This is a genomic window from Niallia sp. FSL R7-0648, assembly GCF_038007005.1.
GTDB lineage: Bacteria > Bacillota > Bacilli > Bacillales > Cytobacillaceae > Niallia > Niallia circulans.
Window position 1 is genome coordinate 3,046,676 of record NZ_JBBOWE010000001.1, and the last position, 18,737, is coordinate 3,065,412.

Here is an 18,737-nt window from a genome sequence, read left to right on the forward strand (position 1 = left end):
ATTAGAAAATTATCGTTCTTTTTAAAATTCGTTTATCAACTTGCTTTTCTTCAGTTTCAGTCTCCCTATGTTTCTTAACATTGTTTACCCTAGGTACATTATGCACATTGATTTCATTGCCTTCTTTACTCAATTCTTTTTCGTATCTTTCTTCCTTACTCTTTTGCTCTTTTTTTAGGGATGCAAGTTTATTTCTGTTGGTTTTATTTTTTTGTGCTTCTTTTTCTAAGTATTCTTGATAAACATAAATCGGATCATCGTATTGAGATAAATGTATTAGCCTATTATTTTTAAGTTTATTTATTGCCTTCCTTGTTCTAAGATCATGTGGGGTTATTCCCCATTTACCTATAGCACTTAAATTTCCTAGTTCACTGCCATCAGGCAAGAATGCCTTTATGACTCTCAAATCGTCCGTGTTAATCAGTAATTCAAGGGTTTTATTCGTCAAATGAGGCGAACGGTTTAGCACTTCATTCGTGTATCTTACCCCTTCATAATTAATATAAGGTCTTCTTCCTTCTTTATCACTACCATTCACTCTTCTAGTAACTTTTAATGAAAAAAATGTTATTTCATTACGTTTTTCTTCCGGCAATTGAAGTATTGTCATCCCTCTCGCCACCCTTTGTTCAAAAACTTCTAATGGGCTAAGATTATTATTGCCCTCATGTGGACAGGCATTATATTCAGCAATTAATACATCTGTAAGCTCTTCAAGATGTTCAGCCGTAATTCTATATTTAATAGCATTTTCTTCAGAATTCTTCCTTTTTGGATCTTTTGTATTACTTCCAGTTGTCGAGGGCAATCGGTGAAATCCATTTTGCTCTAAAGTTCTAAAAAATCTTTCGATAATTGGTCTCCTTACAGGAACTGCAACTGGGCCAAAATTGAGAGAACAACCAATTATTTCAACAAGTTTTTCTTTAACAATTTTTGCAATGTTTGCTTTTGCGTTATCATAGCAAAACTCATCCCATAACCCAAAACTGGCAGCCGGAATTAAATTTGAAGGGAAGTTTGCTTTTTCTGAATATCTTAACCCTTCAATCGTAGATGATTTCATTTTCCATGGGAAAACAGCATTCCTTATACACATTAAAACATCATGAGCGGAATATTCTTTATTTAAGCAAATATGGTAGCCAAGTATTGCCCTGGTTGCCACATCGACTATGGAAAGAATCCATATCCGATTCATTACTTCAACGATTTCATCACCCTCCGGGGTTTTAAAAATAATTGCTATTGAAGTATCGATTCGGTGACCATCAAACTCCACACGCTCAAGGGGTCTTGTAATCATTGGATTATTTTTATTTCCTATGCCGGTGTTTCTGGCCACCATAGATGCTTGGTCGCCGTTCCGGCTTGCCACTTCAACAAAATGTGTTTTAGATAATGATTTAACATATCGTTCAAGTGATTTTATTGCTAAGGATTTTGTATTAAATGGGTATTCATTCATTTTTATTCCCAAAACTCTACACTCATTTAAAAACTTCTTGTGTAAGTTTTTAATGTTAATGATTGGATCGATTATTTTATTCTTATCCCTTTTTCTATTTAGATACGAATCTATTATTAGTTCTTTTAGACTTGGAAAGGTATCAAGCAATAAATTAAAAGCACCCGTAAAATTATCAGAATCCTCTAGCTGATTTACTGGAAATTCCCTTCTGACATAACTATTTAGTCTTTTATAAGGAATCAAAGCTCTATATCCCAATAATTGCCCAGAATCATCTTTCTCTAAACATCTTCTAACAAATCTATGAATTTCATCTCTACGCAAATCTGTTTCAGTTTCTATATCCTTCACCATCATGTCAGTGGAAATAAAAAGGTCAACAGCTTTTTTTCTTTCTAAAAATAGTTTACGATTTTCAGGACTTAAATTTTCAATTAAAACTGTTGGCCAAAGGGTAGTGTCAAGTAATTCTTTATCAATATTTAATTTTTCAATAATTCTTCTACCCATTTATCCACACCTCTGTGTTAATACCAAAATAATTTTGGGATATATTTGACTGAATTTCTCCATTAATAATCATAAAACCGATGACTGATAATAATCTATGGGGTGATATTTTTGAGATTTGTATGATAGTTTCAAGAGAGGTTCTTTGAGGAAAATTATCTTTTAATAACTTTTTTATTTTATACTGGTCAATTTCACTGGGGACAGACTGTTTAATTGTTTTTAAAATTATTTTTAAATTTGAAAGTAAACATCTATTTTCACGAATTTCCTTTTCTGTTTTAACACGGTGCTTATAACCATTTTTAATGCACCAATCCTGTTGAACAGTAATTTGTTCAATTACATTTGCTTTTTTAAGGTCAGTAGAATATTTGATTTCCCTAAATTCTTGGTTTCCATTTTTATATTTTACCCACATATCAAATATTGAATTTTTCGCTTTCCCATTAATAGGACTTATTATTTCTAAAGGTTGCTCACAAAAATCTACAATCTGAGGATCTGATTCTACAAGTAGCCAATGTTCATACTCTAAATCACTAAACAAATAAATATTCCGTTTGAGTTTCGGGCTAAATGAGTACCACCTATTATTTCCATACCTTTTGCTACCATCAGTAATAACCGGTGTATACATTGATTTATCACCTCAAAATATATATTTAGGTAATATAAGAAGTAGGAAATATTGATTTTAGCTAAAATTTTGAATCTTACAAGAAGTACAAACTTTCTTGTCTTGAGTATAAAATGTACAAACTTTTTTGTCCACAAATTAGGACAAAAAACTATGTACAAAATTGCTCTACATAGCGTTAATTCAATATTCACTTTCAAAAATGTTGTACAAACTTTTTTGTCGTTTTACACAAATTAAAATTATTAATTTTATATTCATTTAATCCTCTTTTAAAAAGTTCTGTTTAAAATGCTAATAAGGAATCGAGTGAAATTCGAATTGCATAAGCTACTGATTCGGTCATGCTGTCGTCTATATATCTAATTCCTTTATAATGGAGCACCCAATCCTCGAAATAAAGATCTGTGATTTGCACATTAGAATCATATGAAATGATTTGAGTTTTTCCTTTTGTCTAATGTTTACTCTGAATATTAGACCCTAATTTAAAAAATTACTGTTTAATTGTCTTAGGCTCCTGGATCACCATATCTTTTTTAGAGGACTCTGCCATTCTTGCTGCAAGAGTTTGGATATAAGATTCTGTTAGCTTAGTAGGATAATAACCTAGCCGTTCCCGGACTAGGTTTTCAAGAACGAAGCATTTCCGAGTGGCTTTTTCATATTCAATAAAGGTGTATTGCTCTTCTTCTGTAAACTCACCAGCGCCTTCATTCATCGCTCGAATAAAAACGTACCTTAAACGGTAAATATCCGCTCGTTCTTTTCTAGCAAATTTTAAAAGGAACAGCAGCTCAACAGTTGAAAGACACATAAGCTCCGGCGTGCTTTTGTTCAAATCCGACAGAGAAGGCTGCGAAGATGGTAAAAGGTTTTTCCTCTTTCCATTTTCTTGAACATCCTCGTATTTCAGATTCATACAACAAAAATCACAATAATAATACTGTAGATCTATATTTTCTAAATGGCTGCCGCAATATGGACAAGTTTTCATGTTAGACCCTCTCCTCAACTTTTTAGGACTTAGCAAGCATCCCAAACACGGGAAATGTAATTTTCCTTTTTTACAAATGATATCTTCTAGATAAAGGTGACGATTTCTCTTTTTTCTATTATTCTTTTAGACTCTTTAATCATAACTATTTTGATTCCATCGGTAATACTGACGTCTATCAATTATTAAGAACTTATTTCTTTAAAACCATCTGGAATCCCTTTGTAATGAAACGAACAAAAAAGTGTATGATTTTTTTAGTTATTTCTTTAGAAAGTTTCATTCTAATTAATGATTTGTGGATATTTTGAAAGGAAACGTCATTATTTGTGAAACAATAGAATTAGGTTGCTTAAGCAACCATCAATAAGTCTCTAAGCCTGCTATAGAAAAAACGAATGTTTTTCCTCCATTCCGAGCTTAACCGGCTCTGTTTGATCCAGGAGATTTTGTCTCAAATGGATAAAAACTGTGTTTTCAAAAGAATTCCGGGCAACGGTCACCATTTACTTATTTAGTGTTATTAAACAATTTCATAAACTTCGGTATGGATAATATTTGCGACTGACAAATCACAATCTTTGATTCCATTTAATTCGTAATCATCTTCACGATTAAAGTCTTTAGAAATCATTTTTTCTGCCTCTTCTTCATTTTTAGCCACTACAATCGATACTCTTTGAAATCCTTTAGCAAAATAAACAACTTGAAAAACGTTCATTTTTCCTTCACTCCTTTTATTCGCACCTATGGACCAACCTCACCATGTTCGATTTATCCTTCCACCGGCTGATAGGTCAGCCGGTGGATTTTTTGCTCGCTATTTTATCTAATCATGCAATTTTAATGTTCGATTGTAAGCTGATTCTTTGTTTCTCCTAATATATAGTCTGCTGCTTTCTGTGCTTGAGCAGCTCCTTGTAAAACTAGATGTTTTTCCTTTTTTAAAGCCCTTAACCAGGAATCAATATAGCTCGCACTATTTTCGATGGTACTATTATCAATTCCAGCCACTCCGCACAACATCGCCGCACCCATTTCAGCAACTAATTCTTCTTTTGAATAAACCTCATCTCCAAATGCTACACCTTTCGTCATAATCCCTGGACGCGCTAAACGGCTTTGATGTCCGGTGCTGTGCACCATTTCATGAAACAAAGTACAATAATATTCCTCCAGCACCTTAAAATCTTTGATCGGTGGGCAATTAATTCGATCCCATGTTGGGTAATAGACTGCCTTCCCTGAATGAAACGTGTAATCTGGTGCATTGAGATATTCTTTAAAAATTTCCTCAGCTTTTTCAATAGGATCATGATCAAAAGTTTCATCGCTTCTTTTACTTTCTAGACCGGTACACTGCTTATTAATCTCCCAAACTCGATAATAAAAAGGTTTGGCAAACGTTTTTTTCTCCTTTGTATCTTCGTCCTCTTTCTCTTTCCAAAGCCAATAGACAATAATATGGGAATTTTTTAGTTCCTCTTTTTTAATTCGTCCACCTGCTTCTAAAATCTGTTTTTTGGAAGCATATTCTCCCGGCTCCACTAAGAATATATTGATACCCCGATATGGCTTTTGTGTTTTCCAGTTGACCGCATTTGAGTTGGTCCAAGGTTTACGCCACGGAACAACACCCTTTTCTAATTGTTCAATAATTTTTTCTGTAATGATTTCATACACACTTTTTGTCATTTGGTTTTTCCTCCTTTAATTTCTATTGGTTTTAGACTTTGGGGGTTTATGATTTTCTTCTCCCTTTTGACTGACGAAGCGGGTAAATTCCCCAAAGGGGGATGATTTTTCCCCTTTTGCAAGTAGAACGAAAAACACGCATAGGCAATGGGTCAAGGGCGCTCTTCGCACAAAAGTTTTTTGCTGTTGTGATAGCGCCCTTAAGTAAAAAAGTTTTTTGCCCCTTGACCGATTGACTAGCCTTCTTAGCTTTCAGCCGGAAAGGTTCCGGTGTCCTACCGGCTGGAAGATTAGAAGACTTGCGCTGTTTTACGATTCGGAAGGCAAAAGGGAAAAATAAACAATAAAAGCAGCCGTTTCGGCTGCTCTCCTTTTGTCTCTTATTCTTTTTATTTTTTATTCTTTTTGTCTTTCATTCTCTTGATCTTTTATTCTTTTAATCTTTAAATCTTTTAATCTTTGATTTTTACGGTTTTCGGCTCGTTCGGTATGGCGGTGTGAGCCGTAAATGGAACAGGAACCTACGGAATGTAGGCGCAAGCCGTACAGTCCGTGGTTATCGGGCCATTTAATACCGAAGCGACACGTACGGAATGACAGAAAGGGTGTTTTTTCCTTTCTATTCAGTCCGTAGTGCTGCCGCCCAAAGAATCTATTCATCTCTAAAATAAGAAAAAGACCGAAAAAAAAATCCTTGAAAAACAATTTCAAAGAAGAAAGCAGCTTTAAAGCTGCCTGAACATCGTTAACGATTCTGCCAGCAAGTAAATGCACAATGGCTTAGTATGAAAAGCCGTACCGGTTTCTTACTATGATTCTAAAAAACTGACAATAATTCGTTAGAACAAAGATTATTTTTTTAGAAAATAGAGTAAAATTAAAGTGTACCGTGCACTTTTATTAAGAAAATGAGGGGTGGTTTTTGCCAATAACAGGAACAGATGAGATAAGCTTAAAAATTTTGGATTCTTTAAGAAGTGGGGTAAAACTAAAAGACATTCCTTCGATGTTTCCTGTCTCTTTGGACCAAGTCAAACGACTAAGCCGGTACGCGAACATTTTGGAAAAAGCAAACACCTATTTACATACCAGTGAAATCGAAAAACTACAAATAATGGGAATCAAAAGCCTGTATCTTTCTTCGTTGTTCAAACAAGAGGATTGGGAAGGATTAGTGGAGATTCTAAGTTCCATAAACAAACATACAAAAAGAGACGAGTTTCCTTTGTTAATTCAAGCATTGCAAGGGAAAAGAAAAAGGATTAGTGATTTTCAGCAAGAGGTAGAAAGGATGATTAGTTACTTAAATCGACGGGAACAAGAGCTTAAGGAATTAGAAGGAAACATGAAAGAAACGCAGAAGAAAATCAAAGAAGAAGCAGCGTTTCTAAATAAGTATCCTGACGAACCTCAACGATTTTTAATCAAACATCTTGGTGTTTATGAAGATAAACTGGTTTTGGCACGACGATTAGATTCAAGATGGCAGCGTTCGTTAAAAAAGAAAAACATCTTGAGATACAGTGATTGGGAGTATATTTGGATGTTGTGGATCTAGATGGGCTAGTTGAAGATTTTCTTAAACGGACCAATAGAAAAGTTCCTTTTGCAACCGAAGGGGATTATGACAAAGAAGATCATCGTAACCGAAATGGGGAATTTCACACTCCTAGTAGACCGGAATATCATTTACCAAATGGATTAGCAGTAGATTTACGTTCTTCCATAGAAGATGCTGAAGAAAAAATCAACGAGATTAAAACCGAACGAGAGTCCATTCAAAAAGAAATGAAACAGCTAAAAAAATCATCGCCAAAATCATTTATTGAATCAATAGAAGCCACAACCACCTTATCGGCACAAGAATTAAAACGCCATGGGGAACTGCAGGACAAGGCGTTAAAATGGCTCTTTAATAAAGGATATATTGTCGCAAGCGAAAGTCACGTTGCCAAACGGAAAACGCGCTGATGTAGTGGGCTATAACGAGAATGGTCATATTATGATAATAGAAGTAAAGGTATCCAGAAATGATTTTCAACAAGATGAAAAATGGACATCCTACTTGGATTACTGTGATGAATTTTATTTTCTTTTAAATAAAGAAGCACTTCCTATTTACAATCAGTTCCCAAACAAAGAAGTAGGACTTCTTCAAGATTTAAAAAATACTTTAAAAATAGAGAAGCCCCATCTCCTTATACATCAGGCAATAGACCGTGAAAAAGTAATGTTTTCGATTAATAAAGTTTTGTCAAAGAAATTTGTTTATGGTTACTAAATAAAGTAAAAGACTTTTTAATAAAGAGAGTCAATAGAAGCATTTGCTTGAGCAAATGCTTCCTTTCTTCTCACGAATAAGCCTTCAAAGGTTTTATTTTGCTGCTAAAGCAGCCGTTTTGCAGGCTCGATGCCAGCTTATATAATCAAGAAAAAATGAATGTTTTTTCCTCCATGATGAACCACTCAAATGTTAAAACAATTACTAATCAAATCCCATCGCAAAAGAATTAACATCTAGAGTAGTAAAATCAAGCAGTGGATTTGGATTACTTTGATTATTTATCATTTTATTATTTATTTCATGTGTAATAGGAGCACTCGTATCTCGGCTTGTATGGATTCCACATTCCACTCGCCAACCGATGTCTAATAATCGCTTACCTGTCGCACTTTTATTGGATGAATTGATAATGTACTGATAGATTTTGGCCTGGTAGGGATCATCTAGATTATAGACTAATTGGATTCTTTCGATATTCTTTTTCATATTCATGGTCTCACTTTCTGTAAAGCTTGAGACAGTAAATTATACATTCCAATCACATTTGCATAGATTGGCTTAGCCATCTGTAATCCTTTATCCACTCTTAATTGTGGTTTCATTAATTGGGTATTGACGTAATGCTTTTGAAGATGATGGACGATTAATTCCGCTGCCCCACCCGCCACTAAAATCCGATCCGTTCGTTTCCACTTCTTTGATGTATCCATGATAATGGCATTAGCAATAGTTGCTGGGTCTGCCTCCCCATCTTTTGATGTTTTCATTCCATAATCAAGCGTAAAACTATCTTTATCCACCACTTTCTTATTTAAGATCGTTGCGCAATTTACCGTCCCACTGCCAATATCAATGATTCGCACTTTCTCCTGAACAGGTTGACTGAAATAGGCAATGCTTCCTTCTGCCATCACGACTACTTTTTTAATTTCAAATGTTTTGAGTACGCCATTAACTGTGATCGCATGCTCTTTAGTTAGATCAGCTTGTATATCCTGGGTATCTTCTACTGAATGCGCACTAATCGGATTGGCTACTGCCAAATAGATTTCCTTTTCATCCGTATACTTATGGATGGCCAGAAGGATTCTCATTTTAGCCCAAAAATGATTTTTACTGCCACCTAACATCATCCCACTACCAAATTCATTCTCAATGATTGCTAGTGTCCCAGCTGTTCCCATTTCTCCGTCATATTCCCACACCATATCATCTTCACCATGTTGCTCGTTGATATTACGAGTTCGATAGGCCCCTATTGCAGAACAAAACTTCATTAACCCATTTGGGCCACACACTTTTACTTCGTTATTCCCTGCATCGACCGCAATAATCATTTGTCCACCCACTCCTTTTCTAGTGATTGAATAACGTCCTCTAACACCCCACGTCCGTTCGTTTGTATCTGACGAACAAAATCACAAATTAACGAAGAAATCACTTTTTCGACTGTCATTTCATGGTGTGGAAATACGCACTCCATATCCATTAGAGCGTATTCAGATCGAAGAACATCATCACTATCAAACTTTAGATTCTTTAGTTCAATACAATCATCTTGATAATATCCTGCCATCACAGGGAAACTCGATTCTTCTTTTCCTTTCACATAAAATTTCTTGGAATAGTTAATGGCTGTTAATCGATCATGAAGGTCTTTCGGGTCACTGTACTTTTGGACATTACTGACAAAGTCTGTTAGTCGTAATTGCATTAAATCATTCATTTGAAAGTCCCATCCACTTTTTCTATAAACATCATGGCAAAACGAATCGGCTCGATGATAAACCACACGGGGTAGTTCAATAGTTAAGTAGGTATTACTGAAGACTATAAATTTATGAAATAACCTATCTCTTAATCTGCCAATTCGTAAATACTCGTAAGCTAGTAAGTTAGCATTACTGAATTTATTCATTAAATCAACCTCGTTTCTAATCCGTAATGAAATAATCGATGAATAACTTTGCGTATCACTTTTTCATTCCATTGGGTTGCATAAGAAACAATCTGATCATACGTTTGGTGATCCACCTTCACATGAACCATAAAATTTGTCACGACATATGGGTAGATTGGAAAACGATTTGGATTATCAAAGTGCCTACGTTCAAGTAGTCTCATCAATTTTTCTGTCGCAAAGGCAGTCACACTTGTTCGTTGCCATAAGGCACGTTGAACAATGTACTGGTATTGTTCTTCACTTACATAAAACTTAATGTCATGCTTTTTGTCTGAACGAATTTTGCGTGGTTGTAAAGAATAATTTTGTTTTCTCTCAAACTTCGGATGAAATTGCACCCCTCTCACCTCCTAGATTTTTTTGAAAAAATTGCTTTTATCTTTGGGTCGGTTGGTCAGTTGGTCTCCTACACCTCTCTCGGATAAAAGTGGTTACTAACTAGATACTCCCTAGTGAGTATCTAGTTTTTTGCAGTTAATACCTAGTGAGTATCCTGTCTACTTGATAAATGGATATTATTAACTGCTTGTCCATTATTCCTATGAATTGGAGAAAGTTTTAAATATTGGAGAATTGGACATACTGACTAAAAATTCCAAAAAAGGGAGTAGGAGAAGGATCATGAGTTGGTTCGGCTTAGGAAAAAAGCGTTCAAAATTAGGTAAATATCTAGACAGTAATTCGATAACCCAGCAAGAAATAGCAGAAGAGAGTGGAGTAAGCAAAAGTACCATTAGTCGTTTATGCGATCCAGCGAATTACGAACCGAGTCTAGCCACTGCTAAAAAGATTATTAAAGCCTTGAAGAAATATAATCAAAATATAAATTACAATGATTTTTGGGATATGTAGTATTTTCATTTCATCAATTTTCGTCTTTGGAACCAAACCCTTAGACGACATCGTTTCCATTTGTAACAATTCCTTTCTTTTTCAGTAAGAAGCAATGAGGGCGCAAACTGTGTGAGGGGATCGCTTACGAAGAAGCGAACTTGCCAGTCAGTCATAGGGGTAACGGGTCTGCTTTTTGCCCGTTGTCGTTCAAAATCGAGTGAAGCCCAATAACTTAGAAGCAGTTGAGAAGTATTCTTTTGCTTCCTTACTACACCTTAGCACTACTGCTTTGTCAATTTTGTTTGCCCGGCGCCCGCCCATCACGCTAACATAAGCCCACTCATGATAAAGAGGAAAACAAATTACGTCCGAGTGTATAAAGTAATCCAACTGGCTCCTGTTAGATGGGTTTGGGCGAGGAGCAGGTCTTAAAGGTTTTCGGTGCGTTTGGTACGGCGGCCTGCCGTAAATGGAACAGGAACCTACGAAATGATGATATGGAAGAAAGACGCTCATTCCTTTCTGATCAGTCCGTAATGCTGCCTCCCGAAATAATAGGTCCTCTTTTTTTCTAAAAAAAATAACACGCTTTTTCAGCGTGTTTATGAATTTTTATCCTTATCTTTAAATTCCAGAACGGCGATTACAAACAAACATACCAAAGCTAATCATCAGAGATAAAACTTCAAAAGTACCCATTCAAACATCGCCTCCTTAAAATAAGCCTACCCCAATCTAAACTTGTCTTATACAGAGGAAATTTTCAACAAAATTTACTACCCAAAAACAAAAATTTATGGTCTACAGATTAGACCGTTTAGCCATATCCACAAAACGAAAAATCGGAATTACTGATACCTAGTGTGAAAAAGATTGTAAATATTCAAGATAAATAAATACAATTACTGCTAGAGGTAACGCAATTTTGGGATGGTATCAGAATTAAGGGAATTTGAACGGATATCCTTCGTGAATGAAGCATGGCTTGCCTGAAGGCAGCCATAGCTAGAGGTTTAATAGGTGGAAGACCTAAAGGTTAATCAGCAAATAAACCAAGCTATCGCCTTGTATCATTCCCAAAGAATGACTGTCAAAGGAATTAAGAAATGCTACTGGAGTCTTAGCTTCTTATTTTCAACTTTCCCTCTATTTTTTAGTAGATCGAATAGAGGACAATAATAGTTTGGACAATCCATTTAATTTCACAAAACTGTTAAGATGGGGAAATAAACAATTACAGAATGTTACCTTAGGATGGGGAGAGATTTCTAGTCTGCTTACAGGAACAGTAGCCTATGTATGTATAAATTTACTCATTCAATAGAAAGCATTTGCTGAGCAAATACTTTCCTTTCTTCTCACGAATAAGCCTTCAAAGGTTTTATTTGGCTGCAAAAGCAGCCGTTTTGCAGGCTCGATGCCTGCTTATATAATCAAGAAAAAACGAATGTTTTTTCCTCCATGCGTTTGTTTTCCTTTTTGATAAAGTTCCTCTAAAACGGAAAATTCCGTAATATCAAGCTTGTTTTTTTTTCATTTCTTCCTTTATTCGGTCATGGATGGCTTTAGATGTTTGCATTAATATCAGAAATGGAAAGTTATTGCATTTCCTCTCCATTTAGTACACCTCCTTTTAAAATCTCGAATTAAAATATCTCGAATATGAGATAATAATAATACTTTTAAATTTTTTTGTCAATTACCCTTTTTTTATTGAACTAAACTCCCTCTATATAGAAAGACTCCATCGCCCCCACTTGCGCCTTTATTTTTATAGACACGCAAGTAAGCTTCATTCATATTTTGGTTACTTAGAATCTGTTCTAAAAGTTCCACACTCGTTTCCCCTTTCATCTCACGTAGTAAAAGTGATAGCTCCCATTTTGGTTATCCTTTGAGGTACACTCATACTTTCCCATTAACACATTCGGAGTAAGTCACTTACGCATTCGTGGCGTTGAAACACTATAAATTGTTAAGCCCTTCATGATTTTAATATCATTACTATGGCTTCTGCTGACTTCTTGAGACTAACCGTTTTGGACTGTACTACTGTACATCCACAAGACCTCCCAGGGTAAGACAACTATCTTTCCTCTTTTACTCGCCTGATTTACTCTATAAAGTTACGCTCATCTTTTGGACTTTAAACTTGTTCTGGAGTCTCATCCCTTAATAAAGCCTTAGTATCAGATTTCTGTTCGTCGAGCCAAGATTTTATTCCACGCTTCCTCCAGCCCTGATTGGGAACACCCCTCAACTTATACTAGTTAAGGGGTGCTCATATTATATTAGGACCTCGTATCTCTCATTGAAGGCTAATATCATCCGAAAGTAATCGTTTTCAAATTTATCCAAATAAGCATCTTTTACAACATGTTAGATTCATATTTAGCACACAACATCGTAACTCACACAATGAAATCAAGTAAAATTACACAAACCAATCCAGTAATAGAAATCACTGTCTCAAGTAACGTCCATGTAGCAAATGTTTCTTTTAGACTTAAATTAAAATATTCCTTAAACATCCAGAAACCTGCATCATTTACATGGGATGCAATAAGGCTACCTGCCCCAGTTGCCAGAACCATTAGCGCTGGGTTAACATCTCCAGCTGCCATTAATGGTGCTGCCAACCCTGCAGTAGTCAATGCAGCAACAGTTGATGAACCCAAGCATAATCGTAAAATTGCAGCAATAGACCAAGCTAAAACTAGCGGTGAAAAGCTGGAATCCTTGAATAAATCAGCTACATAATCTCCAACTCCTCCGTCTATCAAAACTTGTTTGAAAGCACCACCGCCACCAATGATTAAAAGCATCATACCAATATGTGCGATTGATTCCGTGGCCGAATTCATAATATCCTTCATAGGGATTTTCCTAGCAATGCCCATAGTGTAAACAGCTAATAAAACAGATAAAAGCATGGCGGTTGAAGGATTTCCGATCAGTCCAATGATCTCCTTTAATTGAGAATCACCTTTGACAATCAATGAAAAGATTGTTGAAATCGCCATTAAAATAACAGGGAACATAGATGTAAAAGTACTCACTGCAAAACCAGGTGTTTCCTCTAGTTTAAACTGACGTTGTTCTCCTAGAGCCTCAATATTGCCCACTCGATTAAAACTATCTGGAACTATTTTTTGAGCAAACCTTGTGAATAAAGGCCCTGCTATAATAACCGCTGGAATAGAGATAATAATACCAAGTAATAATACTTGTCCCATATCTGCCTCATATGCAATGGTAAGCGCTGTCGGTCCGGGGTGAGGAGGCAGGAAGCCATGAGTTACGGACAAAGCAACTGTCATTGGTATACCTAAGTATAAAATCGAGATACGTAGTTCTTTTGCTATTGCAAAGACAATCGGTATTAACAATACCAACCCTACTTCAAAGAATAATGCTATCCCAATAATAAAAGAAGCTAAAACAACAGCAAATTGAATACGTTTTTCACCAAACCGATGAATGAGCGTGATTGCAATCCTGTGGGCACCACCAGCATCAGCTATTAACTTTCCTAACATGGCCCCTAATCCAAATACCAAGGCTAAGTGGCCCAATGTTCCACCTAGTCCTCCTTCAATGGATTTTACAACTGAATCGAATGGCATTCCTAAAGCAATTGATACACCAAATGATACCAAAATTAAAGAAATGAATGTATTTAGTTTGAATTTCATTATAAGAATAAGTAAGGCTATTACCCCAATAGCAACAATAATGATCGGCATGAAATTTCCCTCCCCAATTTATGAAACCATGCAATTTTTTAATGCATTTTTCTTTTATCGTCCTAACCAGCCACCATCAACTGCTAATAAATGACCATGAATATAATTGGATGCCTCCGACGCCAGGAAGACCACTGTACCCTTAAAATCTTGGGCAGTTCCCCAGCGACCTGCTGGAATTCGCTCAAGAATCTGCCTATTCCGCGTTTCATCTTGTAATAACGCCTCATTCATATCGGTTGCAATATATCCAGGTACAATTGCATTAACATTGACATTTTCTTTTGCCCATTCATTTGACAGAGCTTTCGTCAATTGCGCAACTCCCCCTTTGGCTGCAGCATACGCTGGTACGGTTAAGCCACCCTGAAACGATAGTAAAGACGCCATATTAATGATTTTGCCTTTTCTCTGCGGAACCATGAACTTCCCAGCTTCCTGACATAAAAGCCAGACAGATTTTAAATTTACATTAATCACATCATCCCAGTCACTTTCTAGGAAGGAAACTGATGGGGAACGACGTTGAATACCTGCGTTATTAACAAGAATGTCAATCTGTCCAAGTTCATTTACAACAGTCGGTATTGCTGCTTTTACTTGGGATTGATTCCCTAAATCACACGCCACTATCATACACTTTTGGCCTAATTTCTCAATTTCATTTTTTACTGAATGATCTTCGACATTCCGTTGTAGCAACGCTACTGTAGCCCCCGCTTCTGCTAATGCTATAGCCATTTGTCTTCCGATTCCTCTGGTAGCCCCTGTAATGGCTGCTACTTTTCCATCTAATCTAAACATTTTTTTCCGCCCCCTTAATTGTTTGGCTGAATTAAGATTTTCAAAGACTCTTCAGGGTTTGTCATAAGCTGAAAACCTTTTTCAACTTCGTCTAATGATAATTCATGTGATATTAATGGACTTACATCGATTTGACCGCTCGCCATCATACTGATTGCCGCAGCAAAATCGGAGTGACTGTAGCATCTGGTGGTGGTCAAGGACAATTCCCGGAAGTGCATTGCTGCAAGATCAACGGTTGGAGGTTGCTTGTATACGCTCACCACCACAATTTGCCCTTGTGTTCTGCATGCATGTACCATTTGCTGGGCAGTAATGTTGTTTCCTGCAACTTCAAAGACCACATCTGCACCGATACCCTTTGTTGCAGTCTTTACTTCTTCTACTACATCAATCTTTTTTCCATCCAAGGCAATAAATCCTAGCTCTTCTGCCTTACTTAATCTGTATGGACTGACATCGGATATATATATTTTGTCTGCTCCAGCTAATCTTGATGTCATGGCAATCAGCAATCCAATGGGGCCAGCTCCAAGTACCAGGACCGTATCGCCCACTTTAACGTTTGACCTTCTTACCGTATGAATTCCTACTGCTACTGGTTCTGTCAGTGCTGCATGTGCATCTGATAACTTGTCTGGCACCTTGTGCAAGCGATGTAATGGAACAGCGACGTATTCTGCAAACCCACCATGAGAATCGATACCTATCAAGCCTAGTGTTTTACAAACATGAGAATTTCCTGATAAGCATGCTTCACACTTGCCGCAACTAATGGTAGGTTCTACGACAATTCTGTCTCCAATGTTAAATTCAGACTCACCGTTAATCTTTTGAATGACTCCACTAAATTCATGGCCCATTGCCAAAGGTGCTTTGGCTCTTGGATGTTTACCAAAGAAAATCATCATATCCGTTCCGCATATACCAGCGGATGAAACTTTTATTAGTGCTTCTCCCGGCTGAATTGTTGGTTTATTCAAAGTCCCAACAACTAAATTTTTTTCAGATAAGTATAAGGCCGCTTTCATTTCAATCACGTTATTTACCTCCAATTATTTAAAAATTACAAACGCTAACATACTTTAACTCCAACTACTTGTATACTTGTCGACAACCTGCGTAATAAATACCACAAAAAGAGAATAAAATACTCTTAATATAAAACTCTTAAAAGTAAGCGAATACAAAAAGTTATTCTATAACCCTATAAATAAATAATTTTTATGAATTAATCACCACCTATAAAGAATTCTATTATTTTTCCGGACAGTTTGAACTATAGTCTAAAGGATTTTCCTTTTAAGGCTCTCACAATTAAATAAGAATTGGTATTAAGCCTTAGAAGGATTTTTAATTCATTGCTCACAATGGTTTACGAAAGTGTTCTTAACTGTATTTCGAGTATCCTCAAAATGACCTTGAAGAACTTGTTTTATAAAGTTGATATCTTTGGCAACAAATGCCTTCACAATTAGCCGGTGATTTTCGATTAATTGTTTAACTTCATGTTTTTCTTCCAAAAATCGTTTTTCTGTAGCTACTAACATTGCTGTAAGTACTATATTACGAATATTATTCCAAAAATGCAGTATTCTGGCATGGTTTGCTTCCAAGATCATAATTTCATGAAATCTCAGGTCCTGATATGCAAATTCCACATAATCACTATGTTTATCCGCAATTTCCATTTTATCAATAATTTTATTTAGCTCAGAGACTATCGTTTCATGTTGAATATTTGTAAGCCTTTCTAAAATAAAAGACTCAATTAATAAACGAACATCATGAATTTCCTCTATATCCTTTTGTGTCAGCCCCAATACCACTGCTCCCATACGCTCCAAGCGAATTAAGCCTTCACTTGCAAGTGTTTTAAAAGCTTCTCTCACTGGAGACCTACTTGTACTGAATTCAGTTGCAATTTGATTCTCCGATAATACAGTGGGAGGTTTAATGGTGCCACTTACAATTTTTAAACGTAACTCACTTGCTATTTTTTCCCCTAATGAAGCGCCTTGTAACCATGAGGAAGGGTATTGCATATGTCGACTCTCCTATCAGATGAACATTATTTCTTGAAACTTCGTTTTCCTAGTAAAATTCTATTCTTTTGATAAAGCAGTAAACTTCAGCTAAGTTGTTTTCCCTTAATTCCCCGGAATCTTTTTGTATGTGCTTAGAGGTTAAATAATCCTAATCAAGGAATGACCAAATTTCTTAATCCTTTTGCAGGATTAATTCAGTCGACTTGTCGACAAGTTAAGTTTATAATATTTTAAGAATTTTGTAAAGAAAAACATGATAACGTTTTCTAAATATATAAATAATTTACTTTTGGGTGAATATGGAGCCCATTTTATCACAATGTATCAGGATAATAGGAATTGAAAACTCTCAATTACTGATTCATTTTCAGTACCGATTAATGATGCTAGGAACAACCCTTCATCCTTTTTCTCAAATCTCATAATAACAGGGTCTGTTCAACAACTATTCAACCGTTAGGATATTAACAAAAAGGATGCCCCTTTACCGCAGCCAATTCTTTAGAAAGAAGTATAACATCCCCTCTGCTATATTATATACGAATTTTCCCAGCAAAATGTTTCATTGTAACTATCCTACTTCGTTAGTCGAATAAGAAAAAGGACTGCCTCAATAAGCAATCCTTCTTAAACTCAAGCACCCGTTACTTTTATACATTTATTAATTGATATAAAACGTTTTTTTAAAAAATATTTTTATCCGTGCCAAAAACCGGTTCTCTTAAATAAAGTTATGAAAGGATAATTGTCTTTTTCACCTGTATAAGGCAAAGTATCCGTATAAATCCACACTGAATCACCTTTATCAATCATAGTTTCTATTTCGTTACCATCCGAGTAAGAGCTTTTATTCCAGTTTTCTAAAAATAGTTCTTCCCAATTATCTTTTATGGGAGCATTCACAGTTAGGTAACTAGCTTGATCAAACAATGTCCCTTCTTCACCGTTATTAATTTCCTTATATTCCTCTATAACATTCCAGATTTCTTCAGCGGTTAGATTATCAAAAAAATTCTCAGTCCAATTAACTCCCTTTGCATAAACATAATCAGAGCTACCCATATACTCATCAAATATGTATGTCCTCAATGATTCCTTTAAAAGTTCCATTTCTTCTTGGGAAATGCTATCTTGTTGAGGTGCTGAGAGAGAGTTTTTACCAATATTCTTTTCTTGTTTTTCTTCAAGTTTAGCTTCAGATATTTCCTCCAAGGTTTCTTTTTCGGAAAGTTCAATAGTTCTTGCAGAATTTTCATTAATTGACTTTTCATTTATTTCCTCATTGCCCTTGTTAGAGTCAACAGTATGAGAATTAGACGAACACCCAAATAGTGGTACAAAAAATAGAAATAAGATTCCAAATAGATATAGGCGGCTCATTTTATCATCTCCTTAGTTATATATTTAGTTAAAAATAACCATTCTCTTTTTCAATTATTAGCTAAAACTATTATAACTTCTTGATGGGGAGAGATTTCTAATCTGCTTACAGGAACAGTAGCCTATTATGTATAAATTTACTCATTCAATAGAAGCATTTGCTAGAGCAAATGCTTTCCTTTCTTCTCACGACTAAACCTTCAAAGGTTTTATTTGGCTGCTAAAGCAGCCGTTTTGCAGGCTCGATGCCTGCTTATATAATCAAGAAAAAACGAATGTTTTTTCCTCCATGCGTAAGATTGTTACCGAATTGCAATCTAGTCAGTGCGGTTCTGATTTACTTTTCTATAACCCCTTCATTG

General features: G+C 35.7%; 20 protein-coding genes. 4 read left to right on the plus strand and 16 right to left on the minus strand.

Annotated elements, in window-relative coordinates:
• Position 1 precedes the first annotated feature (1 nt).
• The 5 genes from NSQ89_RS15020 to NSQ89_RS15040 form a co-directional block, all read right to left on the minus strand.
• Complete coding sequence (locus NSQ89_RS15020; protein ID WP_341132853.1) at positions 2-1,984, minus strand: hypothetical protein; 1,983 nt, start codon at positions 1,982-1,984, stop codon at positions 2-4.
• Positions 1,977-2,624 (minus strand): TnsA endonuclease N-terminal domain-containing protein, encoded by a 648-nt coding sequence (locus NSQ89_RS15025; protein ID WP_341132854.1) that lies wholly within the window; start codon positions 2,622-2,624, stop codon positions 1,977-1,979. Before NSQ89_RS15025 ends, NSQ89_RS15020 begins: the two co-directional genes overlap by 8 nt.
• A 496-nt stretch (positions 2,625-3,120) precedes the next feature.
• The gene (locus NSQ89_RS15030) at positions 3,121-3,621 is read right to left on the minus strand and encodes a hypothetical protein (protein ID WP_341132855.1); all 501 of its coding nucleotides are present in this window, start codon (positions 3,619-3,621) and stop codon (positions 3,121-3,123) included.
• Positions 3,622-4,144: 523 nt separating this feature from the next.
• Entirely contained in the window at positions 4,145-4,342 is a 198-nt protein-coding gene (locus NSQ89_RS15035) for a hypothetical protein (RefSeq protein WP_341132856.1), read from the minus strand.
• A gap of 122 nt (positions 4,343-4,464) precedes the next feature.
• Positions 4,465-5,316 carry an ArdC family protein gene (locus NSQ89_RS15040; RefSeq protein ID WP_341132857.1) on the minus strand — a complete coding sequence of 284 codons (852 nt, stop codon included), beginning with the start codon at positions 5,314-5,316 and terminating at the stop codon, positions 4,465-4,467.
• Positions 5,317-6,238: 922 nt separating this feature from the next.
• On the opposite strand from NSQ89_RS15040, the gene NSQ89_RS15045 reads away from it, so the two are divergent.
• From NSQ89_RS15045 to NSQ89_RS15055, 3 genes are read left to right on the plus strand one after another with little or no spacing between them, the layout of a single operon-like run.
• Entirely contained in the window at positions 6,239-6,874 is a 636-nt protein-coding gene (locus tag NSQ89_RS15045; protein ID WP_341132858.1) for a hypothetical protein, read from the plus strand.
• The gene (locus NSQ89_RS15050) at positions 6,856-7,287 is read left to right on the plus strand and encodes a hypothetical protein (protein WP_341132859.1); all 432 of its coding nucleotides are present in this window, start codon (positions 6,856-6,858) and stop codon (positions 7,285-7,287) included. The genes NSQ89_RS15045 and NSQ89_RS15050 overlap by 19 nt, the downstream gene beginning before the upstream one ends.
• Positions 7,265-7,597, plus strand: coding sequence for an MmcB family DNA repair protein (locus tag NSQ89_RS15055; protein WP_341132860.1), 333 nt, complete (start codon positions 7,265-7,267; stop codon positions 7,595-7,597). Before NSQ89_RS15050 ends, NSQ89_RS15055 begins: the two co-directional genes overlap by 23 nt.
• Before the next feature lie 204 nt (positions 7,598-7,801).
• Here the strand turns inward: NSQ89_RS15055 and NSQ89_RS15060 are convergent, their stop codons facing one another.
• The 4 genes from NSQ89_RS15060 to NSQ89_RS15075 are packed head-to-tail and all read right to left on the minus strand — an operon-like array spanning position 7,802 to position 9,901.
• Positions 7,802-8,086: a hypothetical protein gene (locus NSQ89_RS15060; RefSeq protein ID WP_341132861.1), complete on the minus strand. Its 285-nt coding sequence runs from the start codon at positions 8,084-8,086 to the stop codon at positions 7,802-7,804.
• Between the two features lie 2 nt (positions 8,087-8,088).
• Positions 8,089-8,937, minus strand: coding sequence for a ParM/StbA family protein (locus NSQ89_RS15065; protein ID WP_341132862.1), 849 nt, complete (start codon positions 8,935-8,937; stop codon positions 8,089-8,091).
• Entirely contained in the window at positions 8,934-9,518 is a 585-nt protein-coding gene (locus NSQ89_RS15070; protein ID WP_341132863.1) for a hypothetical protein, read from the minus strand. The genes NSQ89_RS15065 and NSQ89_RS15070 overlap by 4 nt, the downstream gene beginning before the upstream one ends.
• A complete protein-coding gene (locus NSQ89_RS15075; protein ID WP_341132864.1) occupies positions 9,518-9,901 on the minus strand; it encodes a hypothetical protein in 384 nt (127 codons plus the stop codon). The genes NSQ89_RS15070 and NSQ89_RS15075 overlap by 1 nt, the downstream gene beginning before the upstream one ends.
• A gap of 283 nt (positions 9,902-10,184) precedes the next feature.
• On the opposite strand from NSQ89_RS15075, the gene NSQ89_RS15080 reads away from it, so the two are divergent.
• A complete protein-coding gene (locus NSQ89_RS15080) occupies positions 10,185-10,415 on the plus strand; it encodes a helix-turn-helix transcriptional regulator (RefSeq protein ID WP_341132865.1) in 231 nt (76 codons plus the stop codon).
• A 606-nt stretch (positions 10,416-11,021) separates the two neighbouring features.
• Here the strand turns inward: NSQ89_RS15080 and NSQ89_RS25385 are convergent.
• The 7 genes from NSQ89_RS25385 to NSQ89_RS15110 all read right to left on the minus strand — a co-directional run bounded on the left by NSQ89_RS25385 (position 11,022) and on the right by NSQ89_RS15110 (position 18,375).
• Positions 11,022-11,096: a putative holin-like toxin gene (locus tag NSQ89_RS25385; protein WP_445668972.1), complete on the minus strand. Its 75-nt coding sequence runs from the start codon at positions 11,094-11,096 to the stop codon at positions 11,022-11,024.
• Between the two features lie 1,011 nt (positions 11,097-12,107).
• Positions 12,108-12,233 (minus strand): hypothetical protein, encoded by a 126-nt coding sequence (locus NSQ89_RS15085; RefSeq protein ID WP_341132866.1) that lies wholly within the window; start codon positions 12,231-12,233, stop codon positions 12,108-12,110.
• Positions 12,234-12,808: 575 nt separating this feature from the next.
• Positions 12,809-14,143: a gluconate:H+ symporter gene (locus NSQ89_RS15090; protein WP_341132867.1), complete on the minus strand. Its 1,335-nt coding sequence runs from the start codon at positions 14,141-14,143 to the stop codon at positions 12,809-12,811.
• 54 nt (positions 14,144-14,197) lie between these two features.
• On the minus strand, positions 14,198-14,947 hold the full coding sequence (locus NSQ89_RS15095; protein WP_341132868.1) for an SDR family oxidoreductase: 750 nt from the start codon (positions 14,945-14,947) through the stop codon (positions 14,198-14,200).
• Positions 14,948-14,961: 14 nt separating this feature from the next.
• The gene (locus tag NSQ89_RS15100; protein ID WP_341133166.1) at positions 14,962-15,978 is read right to left on the minus strand and encodes a zinc-dependent alcohol dehydrogenase; all 1,017 of its coding nucleotides are present in this window, start codon (positions 15,976-15,978) and stop codon (positions 14,962-14,964) included.
• Between the two features lie 327 nt (positions 15,979-16,305).
• Positions 16,306-16,992: a GntR family transcriptional regulator gene (locus NSQ89_RS15105; RefSeq protein WP_341132869.1), complete on the minus strand. Its 687-nt coding sequence runs from the start codon at positions 16,990-16,992 to the stop codon at positions 16,306-16,308.
• 699 nt (positions 16,993-17,691) lie between these two features.
• A complete protein-coding gene (locus NSQ89_RS15110) occupies positions 17,692-18,375 on the minus strand; it encodes a hypothetical protein (protein ID WP_341132870.1) in 684 nt (227 codons plus the stop codon).
• Between the last annotated feature and the right edge of the window lie 362 nt (positions 18,376-18,737).